14 protein-coding genes are annotated in these 17,038 nt (G+C 73.9%); 10 read left to right on the top strand and 4 right to left on the bottom strand.

What is annotated here, in order from left to right; genetic code table 11:
- Positions 1-40 precede the first annotated feature (40 nt).
- The gene (locus tag L7D48_RS13645; protein ID WP_237879700.1) at positions 41-1,255 is read right to left on the bottom strand and encodes an amino acid deaminase/aldolase; all 1,215 of its coding nucleotides are present in this window, start codon (positions 1,253-1,255) and stop codon (positions 41-43) included.
- Positions 1,256-1,643: 388 nt separating this feature from the next.
- Between L7D48_RS13645 and L7D48_RS13650 the strand changes: the two genes are divergently transcribed.
- Genes L7D48_RS13650 through L7D48_RS13660 form a run of 3 tightly spaced genes read left to right on the top strand, consistent with a single transcriptional unit; the run spans position 1,644 to position 4,451 of the window.
- Entirely contained in the window at positions 1,644-2,441 is a 798-nt protein-coding gene (locus tag L7D48_RS13650) for a hypothetical protein (protein WP_237879701.1), read from the top strand.
- Complete coding sequence (gene mycP, locus L7D48_RS13655) at positions 2,438-3,688, top strand: type VII secretion-associated serine protease mycosin (protein ID WP_237879702.1); 1,251 nt, start codon at positions 2,438-2,440, stop codon at positions 3,686-3,688. Before L7D48_RS13650 ends, mycP begins: the two co-directional genes overlap by 4 nt.
- A gap of 22 nt (positions 3,689-3,710) precedes the next feature.
- The gene (locus tag L7D48_RS13660; RefSeq protein WP_237879703.1) at positions 3,711-4,451 is read left to right on the top strand and encodes an SseB family protein; all 741 of its coding nucleotides are present in this window, start codon (positions 3,711-3,713) and stop codon (positions 4,449-4,451) included.
- Positions 4,452-4,524: 73 nt separating this feature from the next.
- Here L7D48_RS13660 and L7D48_RS13665 read toward each other — a convergent pair whose 3' ends face one another.
- The gene (locus tag L7D48_RS13665) at positions 4,525-4,920 is read right to left on the bottom strand and encodes a DUF1844 domain-containing protein (RefSeq protein ID WP_237879704.1); all 396 of its coding nucleotides are present in this window, start codon (positions 4,918-4,920) and stop codon (positions 4,525-4,527) included.
- Between the two features lie 422 nt (positions 4,921-5,342).
- On the opposite strand from L7D48_RS13665, the gene infC reads away from it, so the two are divergent.
- From infC to pheT, 7 genes are all read left to right on the top strand, one after another.
- On the top strand, positions 5,343-5,957 hold the full coding sequence (infC, locus tag L7D48_RS13670) for a translation initiation factor IF-3 (RefSeq protein WP_093662397.1): 615 nt from the start codon (positions 5,343-5,345) through the stop codon (positions 5,955-5,957).
- A 135-nt stretch (positions 5,958-6,092) separates the two neighbouring features.
- Entirely contained in the window at positions 6,093-6,287 is a 195-nt protein-coding gene (rpmI, locus tag L7D48_RS13675; RefSeq protein ID WP_237879705.1) for a 50S ribosomal protein L35, read from the top strand.
- A 137-nt stretch (positions 6,288-6,424) separates the two neighbouring features.
- Positions 6,425-6,808: a 50S ribosomal protein L20 gene (gene rplT / locus L7D48_RS13680; protein ID WP_093662401.1), complete on the top strand. Its 384-nt coding sequence runs from the start codon at positions 6,425-6,427 to the stop codon at positions 6,806-6,808.
- Positions 6,809-6,944: 136 nt separating this feature from the next.
- Positions 6,945-7,802 (top strand): RNA methyltransferase, encoded by an 858-nt coding sequence (locus L7D48_RS13685; protein WP_237879706.1) that lies wholly within the window; start codon positions 6,945-6,947, stop codon positions 7,800-7,802.
- Between the two features lie 93 nt (positions 7,803-7,895).
- Positions 7,896-9,002, top strand: a complete 1,107-nt coding sequence (locus tag L7D48_RS13690) for an ATP-binding protein (RefSeq protein ID WP_237879710.1) — start codon at positions 7,896-7,898, stop codon at positions 9,000-9,002.
- 178 nt (positions 9,003-9,180) lie between these two features.
- Positions 9,181-10,308 carry a phenylalanine--tRNA ligase subunit alpha gene (gene pheS, locus L7D48_RS13695; RefSeq protein ID WP_237879707.1) on the top strand — a complete coding sequence of 376 codons (1,128 nt, stop codon included), beginning with the start codon at positions 9,181-9,183 and terminating at the stop codon, positions 10,306-10,308.
- A complete protein-coding gene (gene pheT, locus L7D48_RS13700) occupies positions 10,308-12,827 on the top strand; it encodes a phenylalanine--tRNA ligase subunit beta (RefSeq protein WP_237879708.1) in 2,520 nt (839 codons plus the stop codon). The genes pheS and pheT overlap by 1 nt, the downstream gene beginning before the upstream one ends.
- Before the next feature lie 143 nt (positions 12,828-12,970).
- Here the strand turns inward: pheT and L7D48_RS13705 are convergent, their stop codons facing one another.
- A complete protein-coding gene (locus L7D48_RS13705) occupies positions 12,971-13,828 on the bottom strand; it encodes a 3-hydroxybutyryl-CoA dehydrogenase (RefSeq protein ID WP_237879709.1) in 858 nt (285 codons plus the stop codon).
- Between the two features lie 169 nt (positions 13,829-13,997).
- On the bottom strand, positions 13,998-16,718 hold the full coding sequence (locus tag L7D48_RS13710) for a cellulose binding domain-containing protein (protein WP_374492174.1): 2,721 nt from the start codon (positions 16,716-16,718) through the stop codon (positions 13,998-14,000).
- Positions 16,719-17,038 lie beyond the last annotated feature (320 nt).

Below are 17,038 nucleotides of genomic sequence, written 5' to 3' on the forward strand. Positions count from 1 at the left end.
CGGGAGGACCGGGGCGGGGGCCGGTGGAGCCGGCGGAGGCTCAGAGGAAGGTGCGGCCCTCACCGCGGTAGGTCGGCACCGTCGCCGCCACCCGGTCGCCCTCGATCAGGTGCAGTGCCGCGAAACGCTCGCACAGCTCCCCGGCCTTGGCGTGCCGGAACCACACCTTGTCGCCGATCAGCAGGTCGTCGGCGGGCGGTCCGAGCAGCGGCGTCTGCACCTCGCCCGGCCCCTCCGCCGGGTCGTAGCGCAGCCCGGACGGCAGATACGGCACCGGCAGCCGGTCCCGGCCCGCCGCGCCGGAGGCCGGATAGCCGCCGCCGAGCACCGTCACCACACCCACCCCGGGCCGCCGCACCACCGGCTGCGCGAACAGAGCCGCGGGGCGGCCGGAGAACGAGGTGTAGTGGTCGAACAGGCGGGGCATCAGCAGCCCCGAACCCGCGGCGATCTCGGTGACCGCCTCCTCGGCGGCGGTGTGCTGCACGCTCCCGGTCCCGCCGCCGTTGACGAACTCCAGGTCCGGCGCCACCGCCCGCACCGCGCGCACCGCCGTCGCGCGCCGCTGGACCAGCTCGCGCCGCGCGGCCGACTGCATCAGCCTCACCGCCCGCGCGCGCAGCGGGCGCCCGGGCGGAGCGTCGCCCACGCCCGCGATGTGCCCCTCGTACGCCATCAGGCCCACCAGCCGGAAACCGGGCCGGCGCGCCACCGACCGGGCCAGCTCGGCCAGTTGGGCGGGGGAGTGCAGCGGCGAGCGCCGCGCGCCGATCCGCACCCGGCCCCCCAGCAGCCACAGCGAGGCGTCCAGCTCCAGACAGACCCGTATCTCCTGGCGTCCACCGCCGCGGGCGGCGTCGATCAGGGCGAGCTGCGCGGGGTCGTCGACCATCACCGTCACGGCCGCGGCCAGCTTCGGGTCCGAGGCCAGCTCGGCGTAACCGGCCCGGTCCGCCGACGGATAGGCGAGCAGGACGTCGTCGAAGCCGCAGCGGGCCAGCCACAGGGATTCGGCGAGCGTGAAGCTCATGACGCCGGCGAACCCGTCCCGCGCCAGCGCGCGCTCCAGCAGGGCGCGGCAGCGCACGGACTTGCTGGCCACGCGCACGGGCTTGCCGCCGGCGCGGCGCACCAGGTCGGCGGCGTTGGCGTCGAACGCCGCCAGATCGACGACGGCGAGCGGCGCGTCGAGATGGGCGGTGGCCCGGTCGTAGCGGGCCCGGTCGGCTGCGTGGTCAGCGGTCGTGTCGAACACCCCGGCAGCTTGCCAGAGTCCACCGGGCCGGGGACAGACCCGGTGGCGGCGGCTCGGTCCCGCGCACGGGACCGGAGCCCCTCGCGGAGGCCGGGACGCGGGTTGCCGCCACCGTGCCGGATCCACGTAGAGTGACGCGCACACCACCGCCGACCGCTGGTCAGCGGTGTGATGTCCCGATACCAACCGGCCTGCCCCGAAAGGGACTCGACGGGGCGGCACAGAACACGAGGGGGTGCCGGTGAGCACTGAGGCCGACCCGGTCCGGGCTCCGCTCCCACCCGTCGTCCCACCGCGGCCCGCCGTGCCGCCGGGAACTCCCCGGGTCGCGGCCGCCGCGCCCCCGATAGCGACGGGGCCGCCGCCACCGCGGTTCGACGCACCCCTGGTGTACCCGGACGCGCCGGCCGCCGCCCCGGAGCCGGGGCGGCGCGTGCGCGGGCCGGTCCGCACCGCCGCCGCGGCCGTCTGCCTCGTTCTGGGCCTCGGGCTGCTGGGCGGAGCCGCCGCCGGGGTCTGGCTCACCGGCGACTCCGGCGAGCGCCCCGCGGCCGACTACGCCGAGACGCGCTCGCTGTGGCGCGAGATACCCGTCGACACGATCTTCCCCCGCTCCCTGCGCGGCCGGGGTGCCGGACCGGGACGCGCCGACCGGCGCTGGACCCGGGTGGCGGTCGCCCCCGACGCCGACTGCCGCAACGCCTTCGACCCCTCGCTGGCCGGGGTCCTCTCACCGGCCGGCTGCGAGCGGCTGCTGCGCGCCACGTACGCGGACGAGACCGGCAGCGGCGTCACCACGGTCGGGCTGCTGTTCACCGAGACCGACGAGAAGGGCATGCGGGCCCTGCGCGAGCGGTTCGACGAGGAGGACCTCGAACTGCGCGCCGATCTGATGCCCCGCCCCTACGCGGCACGCGGCACCGCCGCGGCCCGATTCGGCGACGCCCAGCGCGCCAGCTGGACGGTCCGGCCGCTCACCGACGCCCCCGTGGTGGTCTACACCGTCTCCGGCTTCGCCGACGGCCGTACCGTCGGCGAACCGCAGCCGGCCTCCGAGGCCGTACTGGAGGACCAGACCACCGCACCCGCCCAGGCGGGCCTCGGCCACGACGCCCGTGGTATCGCCGACCGCATCGAGCGCGGCCTGCGCCACATCGTCGCCCAGGGAACCGGACAGGACCGATGAACACGACGGGTCTCCCCGCCACCGCGAACCCCCCGCACGCCCGCCGCACCCGCCGCGCCGCCGGACTGGTCTCCGCGCTGTCGGCGTTCGCGGTGCTCTGCGCCTCCCTCCTGCTGACCGCGCCCGCCGCGCACGCCGACGAGGTGCGCGACCGGCAGTGGGGCCTGGACGCGGTGGGCGCGCGCGACGCCTGGAACACCACCAGAGGCCAGGGCATCACCGTCGCCGTGCTCGACACCGGCGTCGACGCCGGCCACCCCGACCTGCACGGACGGGTGCTGAAGGGCAAGGACCTCATCGGCTTCGGGGCCCGCCGGGGCGACGAGTACTGGGCCCGGCACGGCACCGCGATGGCCGGGATCATCGCCGGACGCGGCCACGGCCCCGGCGACTCCGAAGGCGTCCTCGGAGTCGCCCCCGAGGCGCGGATCCTGCCCGTGCGCGTCCTGCTGGAGGACGACGACCCGCAGCGGAAGAAGGCCCGTGAGGAGCGCGGCGAGGCACTGGCCGAGGGCATCCGCTGGGCCGCCGACCAGGGCGCCGACGTCATCAACCTCTCCCTGGGCGACGACAGCGCCTCCGCCCACCCCGACCCGGCCGAGGACGCCGCCGTCCGCTACGCGCTGGGCAAGGGCTCGGTGGTGGTCGCCTCTGCCGGCAACGGCGGGGAGGACGGTGACCGGGCCTCCTATCCGGCCGCCTACCCCGGTGTGATCGCCGTGACCGCCGTGGACCGCACCGGCCGGCGCGCCCCCTTCTCCACGCGCCGCTGGTACGCGACCGTCAGCGCCCCCGGCCACGATGTGATCATCACCTACCCCGACCGGGAGTACTACGAGGGCTGGGGGACCAGCGCCGCGGCCGCCTTCGTCTCCGGCTGCGTGGCCCTGGTGCGGGCCGCCCACCCCGATCTCAGCCCGGCGCAGGTCAAGGAGCTGATCGCGCAGACCGCCCGGAACACCCCGCCCGGCGGGCGCAGCGACGATCTGGGCAGCGGCATCGTCGACCCGGCCGCCGCCATCGAGCTGGGCACGAAGGTCGAGCCGCGGCCGCAGCGGCCGGTGGCCGAGGCGTATCCGAAGGAGTACTTCGGAGTCGGCCCGGCCCCCGAGCGCGGGTACGGCGGCCGGCTGGCGCCCGCCGCCGCGGTCGCCGGCCTGCTGTTGGTGCTCTGCGCCGTACTGCTGTACCGGGGTGACCGGCCGGCGGAGCGGCAGGGGGAGCGGACCGGGGGACGGGCCGCCTGATCCGGGCGGATACCCTCGAGGCGTGGCGCTCAAGAACATCCCCGACCCCGGCTTCTCCGGTGACGACGGCTCGGCCGACCCCGCACTCGCCCGGGCGCTGGCCGCCTGGGCACAGGACCGCACCGCCGAGCCGGAGGTGCTGGCCGCCCTGGCGAATGCCCGGCTGCTGGTGCCGGTGGTCGCCGTCCTCGGCGAGGTGGAGACCGGCGAGGACGGTCTGCGCCGGGAGAAGACCAGCGACATGGCGGTGCCCACGCTCAACGCGCCGGGCGGACGCAAGGCCCTGCCGGCCTTCACCTCCACCGACAGCCTGGCCCGATGGCGCCCCGAGGCCCGCCCGGTCGCCGTTCCCCTGCGCCAGGCACTCCAGGCCCTCGCCCAGGAGGGCGCCGACACCCTCGTACTGGATCTCGCCGGGCCGGTGACCTACCAGCTCACCGGCCCCGCGCTGCTGGCCCTCGCCGAGGGGCGCACGGAGGCCGCCGACCCGCTGGAGGACCCGGCCGTCACCGGGGCGCTGCGCACGGTGCTGGCCGCCGAGCCCGCGGTGAGCGCCGCCCGGCTGGGGCCCGGCCGCGGCACCGACGGCGTACTGGCCCTGCGCCTGGACCCGGACGCGCCGCCGCGCGAGACCGCCGGGCGGGTGGCCGCCGCGCTCGCGGCGGACGAGACGCTCCGCGCGCGTCTGGTGCGCGGTCTGGATCTGGCCCTGCTGCCGCCGGAGGGGGCCCTGCCGGGGCGCCCGCTGTACGACCGCGACTGACGTACGACCGCGACCGGGCGGCCGCGACCGGGCGGCCGGGAGGGACCGGACGGCCGGAGCCGGCGCCCCGGCCTCAGCCGATGACCGGGCCGGTGAACTTCTCGCCCGGCCCCTGGCCCGGCTCGTCCGGCACCGCCGACGCCTCGCGGAAGGCGAGCTGGAGCGACTTCAGCCCGTCGCGCAGCGGAGCGGCGTGGTAGGAGCCGATCTCGGTGGCCGCGGCGGTCACCAGCCCGGCCAGCGCCTGGATCAGCTTGCGTGCCTCGTCCAGGTCCTTGTGGTCCTCGCCGCCCTCGGCCAGGCCGAGGTTGACCGCGGCCGAGCTCATCAGGTGGACCGCGACCGTGGTGATCACCTCGACCGCGGGCACGTCCGCGATGTCGCGGGTCATCGTCTCGAAGTCGGCCGCCCCTGCGGCCCCTCCGGCGGCGCCGGGGGAGGGGGTGGGGGTGCCGCTGTCGTCGCTCATCGTTCTCCGCTTCCTGCTGGTCGGGTGCGCTCCAGCCTAGGCTCCGCCCGTCGCGCGCGCGTACGACGCCCGGGGAGGAAGTTCCCCCCGGCCCTGCTATGCTGGGATATCGACCGGCCGGACGGCACTCCCGCCGCGATCACCCGAACGGATCGTCCAGACGACCCGCCCGAGCGATCCGCGCGGAGCGCGTTCCGGCCCGCAAGTGGAGGCTCCGAAGCTCCCACCCGACCGACCTCCGGGTCGGCGGGTCACAGGTCAGGCTGCGCCCCGCGGTGTACCGCGGCGGTGCTCCCGGTCAATGAGGAGCCCCGCCTGCGTCCCGTCCGGGGCGTTTTCGCGTTCCGGTTCGGTGGTCGTACCGAACGCAACCGTGCGCGGCTGTCCGCCAGGCATCCGCGTGGCGCAACCGAGGAGGCCCCATCAGCGCCGAGCCCCGCATCAACGACCGGATTCGCGTCCCCGAGGTGCGACTCGTCGGTCCCAGTGGCGAGCAGGTCGGCATCGTGCCGCTTGCCAAGGCCCTGGAGCTTGCCCAGGAGTACGACCTCGACCTGGTCGAGGTCGCGGCGAACGCCCGTCCGCCGGTGTGCAAGCTCATGGACTACGGAAAGTTCAAGTACGAGTCGGCCATGAAGGCCCGTGAGGCGCGCAAGAACCAGGCGCACACGGTCATCAAGGAGATGAAGCTCCGGCCGAAGATCGATCCGCACGACTACGACACCAAGAAGGGTCACGTCGTCCGGTTCCTCAAGCAGGGGGACAAGGTCAAGATCACGATCATGTTCCGCGGTCGTGAGCAGTCCCGTCCCGAGCTTGGCTACCGGCTGCTCCAGCGCCTCGCGGAGGACGTCCAGGACCTGGGCTTCGTCGAGTCGAACCCCAAGCAGGACGGCCGGAACATGATCATGGTTCTCGGTCCGCACAAGAAGAAGACCGAGGCGATGGCCGAAGCCCGTGAGGCGCAGGCCGCCCGCAAGGCGGAGCGCCAGCAGCAGGGGAACGCGGCCCCTGCCGAGGAACGCGCCGAGGCATGACCCGGCGGCCGCGGAGCCGGCCGCCGGATCGCACGGGCCCTCCCGGGCCCGGACAGCAACCGAAACAGCTGACGCTGCCGCATGCCGGCCCACGGCCGGCCACGGCGGCGCCACCGACGAGGAGAGAACGGCGACATGCCGAAGAACAAGACGCACAGTGGTGCGAGCAAGCGCTTCAAGATCACCGGCTCCGGCAAGGTGATGCGCCAGCGCGCCGGCCGCCGCCACCTTCTCGAGCACAAGCCGTCCACGCTGACGCGCCGCCTTGCGGGCAAGACCGAGATGGCTCCGGTCGACGCCAAGAAGATCAAGAAGCTTCTCGGCAAGTGAGCCCGCCGCCCGCCGCTCCCCGTGATCGGCCGGGCGCAGGACACCGGACACCGGGACCCAATCGAACCTTCGGGCCGACGGCGCCGTAGCACGGCAGCCGGACCACCACACCGGCCCCGCGACAAGGAGTAATTCACGTGGCACGCGTCAAGCGGGCGGTCAACGCCCACAAGAAGCGCCGGGCGATCCTCGAGCAGGCCAGCGGCTACCGCGGCCAGCGCTCCCGCCTGTACCGCAAGGCGAAGGAGCAGGTCACCCACTCCCTCGTCTACAACTACAACGACCGCAAGCGCCGCAAGGGCGACTTCCGGCAGCTGTGGATCCAGCGGATCAACGCCGGCGCCCGCGCCAACGGCATGACCTACAACCGCTTCATCCAGGGCCTGAAGGCCGCCGAGGTCGAGGTGGACCGCAAGATCCTGGCCGACCTCGCGGTCAACGACCCGAACGCGTTCGCCGCGCTGGTCGAGGTGGCCCAGAAGGCGCTGCCGAGCGACGTCAACGCCCCCAAGGCCGCCTGACGACGGCACGGGACGTCACCGGACCCGCGGGCCATCGAGCCCGCGGGTCCGGTCGTTTGCCCCGGCCCGCCCGGCCGTACAGTCCTTCCGCCCGCCGAGAAGCCCCGAGACACCCGAGAAGCGAGAACGCCGCGCCATGGCCGCCGTCCCGGAACTGACCTCCCCGCGCTCCCCGCGCGTCACCGCCGTCCGGCGGCTGGCCCGCCGCAACACCCGCGGCAAGGAGCGCCGCTTCCTCGCCGAAGGACCCCAGGCCGTACGCGAGGCCGCCGGCCACCGCAGCGGCGGTGAGTCCACGCTCACCGAGCTGTTCACCACCCCCGAGGCCGCCGAGCGGCACGCCGACATCGTCGCCGCCGCCCGCGCCGCCGGGGCCCGCGTCCGCACCGCCACCGACGAGGTGATCGCGGAGCTGTCGCAGACCGTCACCCCGCAGGGGCTGGTCGGGATCTGCCGCTTCCTCGACCTGCCCTTCGACCGGGTGCTGGCCGCCCGCCCCAGGCTGGTCGCCGTCCTGGCCAACGTGCGCGACCCCGGGAACGCCGGGACGGTGCTGCGCTGCGCGGACGCGGCCGGCGCCGACGCGGTGGTGCTCACCGACGCCTCGGTGGACCTGTACAACCCCAAGTCGGTGCGGGCCTCGGCCGGCAGCCTCTTCCACCTCCCCGTCGCGGTCGGCGTCCCCGTCGAGCGGGCCGTGGCCGGGCTGCGCGAGGCCGGTGTGCGAGTGCTGGCCGCCGACGGCGCGGGCGAGCACGACCTGGACACCGAACTGGACGAGGGCCGCATGGGCGGCCCCACCGCCTGGGTCTTCGGCAACGAGGCCTGGGGGCTGCCCGAGGAGACCCGCGCCCTGGCCGACGAGGTGGTGCGCGTGCCCATCCACGGACGCGCGGAGAGCCTGAACCTCGCGACCGCCGCGGCGGTGTGCCTCTACGCCTCGGCCCGTGCGCAGCGCGCACCCGGAGGGTGCCGCAGCGTCACCCCGAGCTAGTAGGGTGGCGGCCCCGGGGACCGAAGGGGGTGAGCGGGAGTGGACGTGAGGACGTCCGGCGCACAGGGCGGCGGGCCGCCCGAGGCGCCCGGCGTGACCCGCGCGTCCCGCGACCGCCCCGCGCGACAGGAGCCGCCGCGGCCCGACGGCACGGGGGTGCTTCCCGACGACCTTCCCGACGGGCTGGTCGTCGCCGACGCCCGCGGCCGGGTCGTCTGCTTCAACGCCGCCGCCGCCCGCATCACCGCGCTGCCGCGCCAGGACGCGCTGGGCCGCCCCGTCGAGCAGGTCCTGCCCCTGGAGGACCTGGAGGGGCGGCGCTGGTGGAAGGTCACCGACCCCTACGGGGGTCTGGCCATCCGCACCGGCCAGCCCGAACGCAACCTCTTACTCCCCGGAGGCCGGGAGGTCCTGGTCTCCGCCCGGTACGTCCGAGCCCGCCCCACCGGCCCCGTGCAGCGGCTGGTGGTCACCCTGCGCGGCACCGAGGCCCGCCGGCGCACCGAGCGCAGCCACGCCGAGCTGATCGCCACCGTCGCCCACGAACTGCGCTCGCCCCTGACCTCGGTGAAGGGCTTCACCGCGACGCTGCTGGCCAAGTGGGAGAGGTTCACCGACGACCAGAAGCGGCTGATGCTGGAGACGGTGGACGCCGACGCCGACCGCGTCACCCGGCTCATCACCGAACTGCTGGACATCTCGCGCATCGACTCCGGGCGGCTGGAGATCCACCGCCAGCCCGTCGACATGGCCGCCGCCGTGGAGCGGCACATACGGGCCCACATCGCCGCGGGCCGCCCCGAGGAGCGCTTCGCCCGCAGGATCGCCACCGCGCTCCCGCCGCTGTGGGCCGACCCCGACAAGATCGACCAGGTGCTCGGCAACCTGCTGGAAAACGCCGTGCGCCACGGTGCGGGGACGGTCACCATAGAGGTGGCACCGGCACGGACGGAGACGGGCGACGAAGGAACGGCGGTCACGGTGAGCGACGAGGGTCCCGGCATCCCCGAGGAGTCGATGAACCGCGTCTTCACCCGCTTCTGGCGCGGCAGCAAACGCGGCGGCACCGGTCTGGGCCTGTACATCGTCAAGGGCATCGTCGAGGCCCACGGCGGGGTGATCACGGTCGGCCGCTCGCCCGCGGGCGGCGCCGAGTTCCGATTCACCCTGCCCGCGGGCGTCCCGGCCTTCATGGCCTGAGCGGGTGCCCGCGGGCTCCTCCGGGTCAGTAGCGATCTTCCTCGCCCCGTAGACTCGACAACCGGTACCTTCGAGCGGCCCGGGAACCGGCTCCGCCGAGAGACAAGGGTGCCGAAGCGCCGGAGCGGGGCGAAGCAACCAACCGAAACCACGGGCCAACCGAAAAGCACGGGAAGAGATGTCCGCACCCAACAAGTCGTACGACCCCGTAGAGGTCGAGGCACTGAAACCGGAAGAGATCGACCGGGCACGGGACGCGGCCCTCGCCGCGATCGCCGCCGCCGGCGATCTGGAGGCGCTGCGCGAGGTGAAGGCCGCCCACGCGGGCGACCGCTCGCCGCTGGCGCTGGCCAACCGCGAGATCGGCGCCCTGCCGCCGCACGCCAAGGCCGAGGCCGGCCGGCGCGTCGGCCAGGCGCGCGGCGCGGTGGGCCAGGCCCTCAAGCGGCGCCAGGAGGAGCTGGAGGCCGAGCGCGACGAGCGCGTGCTGGTCGAGGAGGCGGTGGACGTCACGCTGCCCTTCGACCGCGTCCCCGCGGGCGCCCGCCACCCGCTGACCACGCTGTCCGAGCGCATCGAGGACGTCTTCGTGGCCATGGGCTACGAGGTCGCCGAGGGGCCCGAGGCCGAGGCCGAGTGGTTCAACTTCGACGCCCTCAACATCGCCCCGGACCACCCGGCCCGCACCATGCAGGACACCTTCTTCGTCCAGGGCCCGGACGGCTCCGGCGAGGGGGAGTCGGGCGTCGTGCTGCGCACCCACACCTCGCCGGTGCAGATCCGCTCCCTGCTGGAGCGGAAGCCGCCGGTGTACGTGATCTGCCCCGGCCGGGTCTACCGCACCGACGAGCTGGACGCGACCCACACCCCGGTCTTCCACCAGGTCGAGCTGCTCGCCGTGGACGAGGGCCTGACCATGGCCGACCTCAAGGGCACCCTGGACCACATGGTCAGGTCCCTGTTCGGGGAGGACCTGCGCACCAGGCTGCGCCCGTCGTACTTCCCCTTCACCGAGCCGTCCGCCGAGATGGACATGGTGTGCTTCGCCTGCCGCGGGGAGTCCGTCGGCAACCCCGACCGCCCCTGCCGCACCTGCTCCTCCGAAGGCTGGATCGAGCTGGGCGGCTGCGGCATGGTCAACCCGCGGGTGCTGACCGCCTGCGGCGTGGACCCGGAGCGCTACAGCGGCTTCGCCTTCGGGTTCGGTATCGAGCGGATGCTGATGTTCCGCCACAACGTCGAGGACATGCGAGACATGGTCGAGGGTGACGTCCGGTTCACCCGGCCGTTCGGGATGGAGATCTGATGCGGGTCCCGCTTTCGTGGCTGCGGGAGTACGTCGACCTGCCGGCCGGTGAGACCGGCCGCGACGTCGCGGCGAAGCTGATCGCGGCCGGGCTGGAGGTCGAGACCGTCGAGCGGCTCGGCGCCGACATCACCGGGCCGCTGGTCGTCGGCCGGGTCCTGGCGATCGAGGAGCTGACCGGCTTCAAGAAGCCGATCCGCTACTGCCAGGTCGACGTCGGCGACGCCAACGGCACCGGCGAGCCGCAGAACATCGTCTGCGGCGCCACCAACTTCGCCGTCGGCGACAAGGTCGTGGTGATCCTGCCCGGCGGCGTGCTGCCCGGCGACTTCCGGATCGGCGCCCGCAAGACCTACGGCAAGCTGTCGGAGGGCATGATCTGCTCGGCCAGTGAGCTGGGCATGAGCGACGACCACGAGGGCATCATCGTGCTCCCGCCCGAGCACGAGGTGGGCGCCGACGCGATCGAGCTGCTGGAGCTGGTCGACGAGGTCCTCGACATCGCCGTCACGCCCGACCGCGGCTACTGCCTGTCCATGCGCGGCGTCGCCCGCGAGGCGGCCACCGCCTACGGTCTGCCGCTGCGCGACCCGGCGCTGCTGGACGTCCCCGTGCCCAACGAGCACGGCCACCCGGTGAAGGTCGAGGACCGGCGCGGCTGCGACCGCTTCACCGCCCGCACGGTCACCGGTGTGCGGCCCGACGCCCGCTCCCCGATCTGGCTCCAGCGGCGGCTGCAGAAGGCCGGCATGCGCCCGATCTCGCTGGCCGTGGACATCACCAACTACGTGATGCTCGAACTCGGCCAGCCCCTGCACGCCTACGACCGCTCCCGCGTCAGCGGGGCGATCGGCGTGCGCCGGGCCCGGCCGGGGGAGAAGCTCACCACCCTCGACGGCACCAAGCGCGAGCTGCACCCCGAGGACCTGGTCATCACCGACGACAGCGGTCCGATCGGCCTGGCCGGGGTGATGGGCGGAGCCGACACCGAGATCGCCGACGCCCGCGATACGGCCGGCACCACCGAGGTCGTGATCGAGGCCGCGCACTTCGACCCGGTCTCCATCGCCCGCACCGCCCGCCGCCACAAGCTGTCCTCCGAGGCGTCCAGGCGCTTCGAACGCGGCGTCGACCCGCAGGCCGCCTCCGCCGCCGCCCAGCGCACCGTGGACCTGCTGGTCCTGCTGGCGGGCGGCACCGCCGAGGCGGGCGTGACCGAGATCGTCTCGCCCAGCGGCCCGCACACCATCAGGATGCGCGCCGACCACCCGGACCGGGTCGCGGGCGTGGCCTACGGCCGCGAGACCGTGGCGCGCCGGCTGCAGGACGTGGGCTGCGACGTCTACGGCACCGACGAGCTGACCGTGACCGTGCCCTCGTGGCGGCCGGACCTGACCGACCCCAACGACCTGGCCGAGGAGGTCATGCGGCTGGAGGGCTACGAGGCCCTGCCCTCCACCCTGCCGCGCCTGCCCTCGGGCCGCGGTCTGACCGAGCGGCAGCGGCTGCGCCGCAGGGTCGGGCGGGCGCTGGCCGGAGCGGGATACGTCGAGGCGCCGAACTACCCGTTCGTCGGGGACGCCGCCTTCGACCGGCTCGGCCTGGAGGCGGGCGACCCCCGCCGCCGCACCGTACGGCTGGTCAACCCCCTCTCCGACGAGGAGCCGGCGCTGCGCACCACGCTGCTGCCCGGCCTGCTCGCCGCGCTGCGCCGCAACGACGGCCGGGGCTCCCAGGACGGTCAAGGAGGGCTCGCGCTCTTCGAGACCGGCCTGGTCTTCCGGCCCACCGGGCAGGAGGCCGCCGCCGTCCGGCTGCCGGTCGACCGCCGCCCCACCGACGAGGAGCTCGCCTCCCTCACCGCCGCGCTGCCCGCGCAGCCTCGCCGGGCCGCGGTCGTGCTGGCCGGGGCGCGCGAGCAGGCCGGCTGGTGGGGCAAGGGCCGCCCGGCGACCTGGGCCGACGCGGTCGAGGCGGCCCGCACCGTCGCCCGCGAGGCCGGTGTGGAGCTGGAGGTGGAGGCCGACCGGCACGCTCCCTGGCACCCGGGACGCTGCGCCGCGCTGCACGCGGGCGCCGGCGGCGAGCGCACCCTGGTCGGGCACGCCGGCGAGCTGCACCCGCGTGTGATCAAGGCGATGCAGCTGCCCGCCCGCACCTGCGCCATGGAGATCGACCTCGATCTGCTGGAGCGGGCCTCCTCGGGCGTTCCGCAGGCCCCGCACGTGTCCACCTTCCCGGTGGCCACGCAGGACGTCGCCCTGGTGGTGGACGCCTCCGTCCCGGCGGCCGAGGTCGAGTCGGCGCTGCGCGACGGCGCGGGCGAGCTGCTGGAGTCGCTGCGGCTGTTCGACGTCTTCACCGGCGAGCAGCTCGGTGAGGGGAAGAAGTCCCTGGCCTACGCCCTGCGCTTCCGCGCGCCCGACCGCACGCTGACGGCCGAGGAGGCCACGGCCGCCCGCGAGGCCGCGGTGGCCGCGGCGGTCGCGCGCACCGGCGCGGTGCTGCGCGGCGCGTAGGCCGCCTCCCGTCCGCCGCGGCCGGTCCGTCCGGCCCGGCGACGGGGAACGCGGAACGCCGACGGCGGGGCACCCCCTTTTTGAAGGGGGTGCCCCGCCGTCGGCGTTCCGCGCGACCGGCCGGTGCCGGACGGAGGCGGGTCTCAGTACGTGTAGAAGCCCGCGCCGGTCTTGCGGCCCAGGCGGCCGGCGTCGACCATCCGCTGCAGCAGCGGCGGGGCGGCGTACAGCGGTTCCTTGTACTCCTCGTACATCGAGTGGGCGACGGAGGCGACGGTGTCCAGGCCGATGAGGTCGGCGAGCTTGAGCGGCCCCATGGGGTGCGCGCAGCCCATCTCCATGCCGTTGTCGATGTCCTCGCGGCTGGCGATACCCGTCTCGAACATCCGGATCGCCGAGAGCAGGTACGGGATCAGCAGCGCGTTGACCACGAAGCCCGAGCGGTCCTGGGCGCGGATGGCGTGCTTGCCCAGCAGCTTGACGACCGCGGTCTCGGCCCGCGCGATGGTGTCGTCGGAGGTGGTCAGCGCCGGGATCAGCTCCACCAGCCGCTGCACCGGCGCGGGGTTGAAGAAGTGGATGCCGATCACCCGGTCCGGACGGGAGGTCGCCACGGCCAGCTTCACCAGCGGGATGGAGGAGGTGTTGGAGGCCAGGATCGCGTCCGGGCTGGTCACCACCTGGTCGAGGATCTGGAAGATCTCGGTCTTGATCTGCTCGTTCTCCACGACCGCCTCGATCACAAGATCGCGGTCGGCGAACTCGCCGAGGTCGGTGGTGAAGGAGAGGCGCCCCAGGGTGGCGTCGCGCTCCGCCTCGCTGATCTTGCCTCGTGCGGCGGCCTTGTCCAGGGAGGTCACCAGCCGGGTACGGCCTATCTCCAGGGCTTCGCCGGTGGTCTCGGCGACCATGACGTCCAGGCCGGCCCGCGCGCAGACCTCGGCGATACCCGAGCCCATCTGGCCGCAGCCAACCACTCCGACGCGTTCGATGTCGGTCACATCGTGCCTTTCGCTGATCCACTGGTCCGTGACGCCGCCCCCGTACGGTTCCGGCCGCAGCGCCTCGCCGACCGACGTTACCGCGTCGCGCCGGGGAAACGGTCGGCCGGGGCTTCGCGGCCCCGGCCGACCGCCGTCCGGACGGCTGCCCGGACGGCGGTCCATGTGGTCAGCCTGTCGTGCAGGCCGCTCCGTTGACCTCGAAGGCGTCGGGGACGCCGTTGGCGCCCGACCAGGAACCGGTGAAGCCGAAGGACGCCGAGGCGCCCGGTTCCAGCCTCGCGTTCCAGCCCACCGAGGAGGCCGTCACCGTCGCGCCGCTCTGGGTGAAGGAGGCGTTCCACATCTGGTCGACCTTCTGGCCGTCCGCGAAGGACCAGACCGCCTTCCAGCCGTCGACGGCCGTGTCGCCGGTGTTCCGCACGGTGACGTCGGCCTGGAAGCCGCCCTGCCACTGGTTGGTGACCTCGTAGGCCACGGCGCACCGCGCGGTGCCCGGGTCACCGGGGTCCCCCGGATCCCCCGGGTCCTCCGGGTCCTCGGGATCGGTCGGATCCTCCGGATCGGTCGGGTCGGTCGTCCCGGCGCTGTCGCCGTAGACGATGCCGCGGCCGTTGGTGGCGACGTAGACCCGCCCGTACACCCGCGGGTCGCCGGTGATGTCCGCGCCGGTCCAGCCCCACTGGTGGGCGTCGTCGTTGATCCGGACCCAGCTCGCCCCGGCGTCGTCGGAGCGGTAGATCCCCCGCACCCCGTCGATCTTCGCGCTGCTGTACAGGGCGGGGTACGAGGCGTCCGGCGCGGCTTTGCCGAAGCCGATGGTGTCCGCCTCCTCGACGCCCGCGATCCGGGCGAAGCTCTCCCCGCCGTCGGTGGAGCGCCACAGCCCGTAGGCGTCGCCGCTGCCGCCCGCGAGCCAGATGTGGCCCTCCTTGCCGGGCACGGCCTTGAAGCGGACGTCGCCTTCGGCGGGCAGCCCGGCGGCGCCGGAGGCGGTGAAGGTGGCGCCGCCGTCGCCGCTGACGTAGAAGGTGCCGGCCGAGAAGCCGTAGAAGGTGTCGGCGTCCACCCGGTCCGCCTCGACGCGAGCGCCCGCGGGGATGCCCCGCGAGGCCGACCAGGAGCTGCCGTAGCCGGTGGTGCGGTGCACGCCGGCGCCCTGAGGGCTCCACACGAAGCCGCTCGCGTCGGCCGCCGCGGCCACCGTACCGCCGCCGGTCACCCCGGACGGCTGGCTGCTGCCGGCGAACCAGTTGGCGCCGTTGTCGGTGGAGAAGGCGATGTGCTGCCCGGTCTCGCTGCTGCCGACCCGGACCACCGTGTTCGGGTCCTTCTCGGCGTAGTCCAGGCTGGAGACGGCCTCCATGAACGGCGACTGGTACATCAGCTCCGGCACCCGGTCCAGGTCGGTGTGCCGGAAGCCGCCGATGTCGAGCATGCCGCTGAGCAGCGGGGCCCCGGAGGGCGGGCTGATCAGGTCGTTGACCGCGGTCTCCTCCAGTCCCTCGACCATCGGTTTGACGGTGAAGGTCTCGTCGCGGTCCCAGGAGGTCAGCTCCTCGGTGCCGTAGATCGTGGCCCCGGTGCCGTACATCATCCGGTCGGAGTCGAACGGGTCGATCTCCAGGGACTCGGTCATCCAGCCCAGCTTCGGAGCCGTCTCCGGCGGGGAGGGATTGCCGCCGAAGGTCAGCCAGGGCACTGAGGAGACGTCCATGGCGAAGCGGTCCGAGCGGTTGGGGTAGCCCTCGTACTCCCAGGCGCCGGTCCAGGTCTCGCCGCTGTCGGTGCTGCGGAAGATCTGGGTGTCCGGCCACCAGGAGCTGTAGCCGGTGACCATGACCGTGCCGGGGTTCTGGCGGTCGACCGTCAGCCCGCTGTAGCCGAAGTAGGTGTCGGCCTCGGGCACCGGGCTGACGTCCGTCCACCGGCCGCTCTCGGTGTCGTACCGCCACACCTGGCCCTTGGCGCCGTCGTACGGGCCGCCGGTGTCGGAGGTGGCGATGTAGAGGTGGCCGTTGTCGGTGTCCAGCACGCCCTTGTGGGGGAGGTGGCCGGTGGGCTGGCCGGGGACGGCCTCCCAGGTGGCGCCGCCGTCGGTGGAGCGGTAGACCGACTCCCCCTTGTCGGCGACGCCGGCGTAGATCGTCCCGGTCCGGCTTCCGGCGCTGCCGGTGCGCTCGTCGAAGGTGACCCAGACGACGCCGACCTCGTCCGTCAGGTAGCTGTTGTCGCTGTCCGGGTCGGGGACGTAGGTGCCGGGGTTGGGGAAGCTCTCCACCTCGGACCAGGTGGCGCCGGAGTCGGTGCTGCGCCACAGGCCGTGGCCGCTGGGGGCGCCCAGGTAGAGGACGCGGTTGTCGTTGGGGTCGACGGCCAGCCGCTCGCCCATGCCCCGGCCCGGCATGTTCCCGCCGAGCTTGAAGGGCAGTTCGGCCTTCTTCCAGGTGGCTCCGCGGTCCGACGAGCGCATGACCGCGCCGTTGTTCGGGTCCCAGTCGTTGGTGTAGGTGCCGACGGCGACGTACACGTTGTCGGGGTCGACGGGGTCGGTGGCCAGGGACGCGACACCCGTGTGACCCCAGTCGTCCCAGCCGACGGAGTCCAGCAGCGGTATCCACCGCTTCCCGGCCTCGTCCCAGCGGTAGGCGCCGCCGATGTCGGTCCGGGCGTAGACCAGGTCCTTCTCCGAGGGATTGAAGACGATGCCGGGCACGAAGCCGCCACCGTCGATCCGGACGTTCTTCCAGGTGTAGCTGTCGGCCGAGACCTCGATGCCCCCCGGCGGGGCCTCGGGGTCGGCCGAGGCCGGGCTCATGGAGGCGGTCAGTAATCCTCCGGCCAGTGCCAGCGCCGCCAGGGCGGCGCCGGCCGATCGTCTTCCGGGCACGATACGTCCTCTCCGGGCAGATCCGCCCAGGTGGGCGGTGAGGGGATGAAACAGTCGATGGGAGCGCTCCCAGGTGTGCGGATGCTAGTTGTCGAACGGTGTTCGCATAAGGGGGTGCGTCAGGCGGGTGGCACGGCACGAGCGGAGGCGCACTCGTTTCGTCACGCGGAGTTGCCATGCCGCTACCCGGCCGGGATGATCGGGTGAGTCGTCGTCAGGAGGAGGCAGTATGGGGCGTTTGACTCGGAGGACCTTCGGTGCGGCGGCGGTCGGGGTGCTCTCCGGCTCGCTGCTGACGGGTCCGGGGGCGGGTACGGCGT

Source organism: Streptomyces sp. ICN903, from assembly GCF_022015835.1.
In the GTDB taxonomy this organism is placed as follows: Bacteria; Actinomycetota; Actinomycetes; order Streptomycetales; family Streptomycetaceae; genus Streptomyces; species Streptomyces fenghuangensis.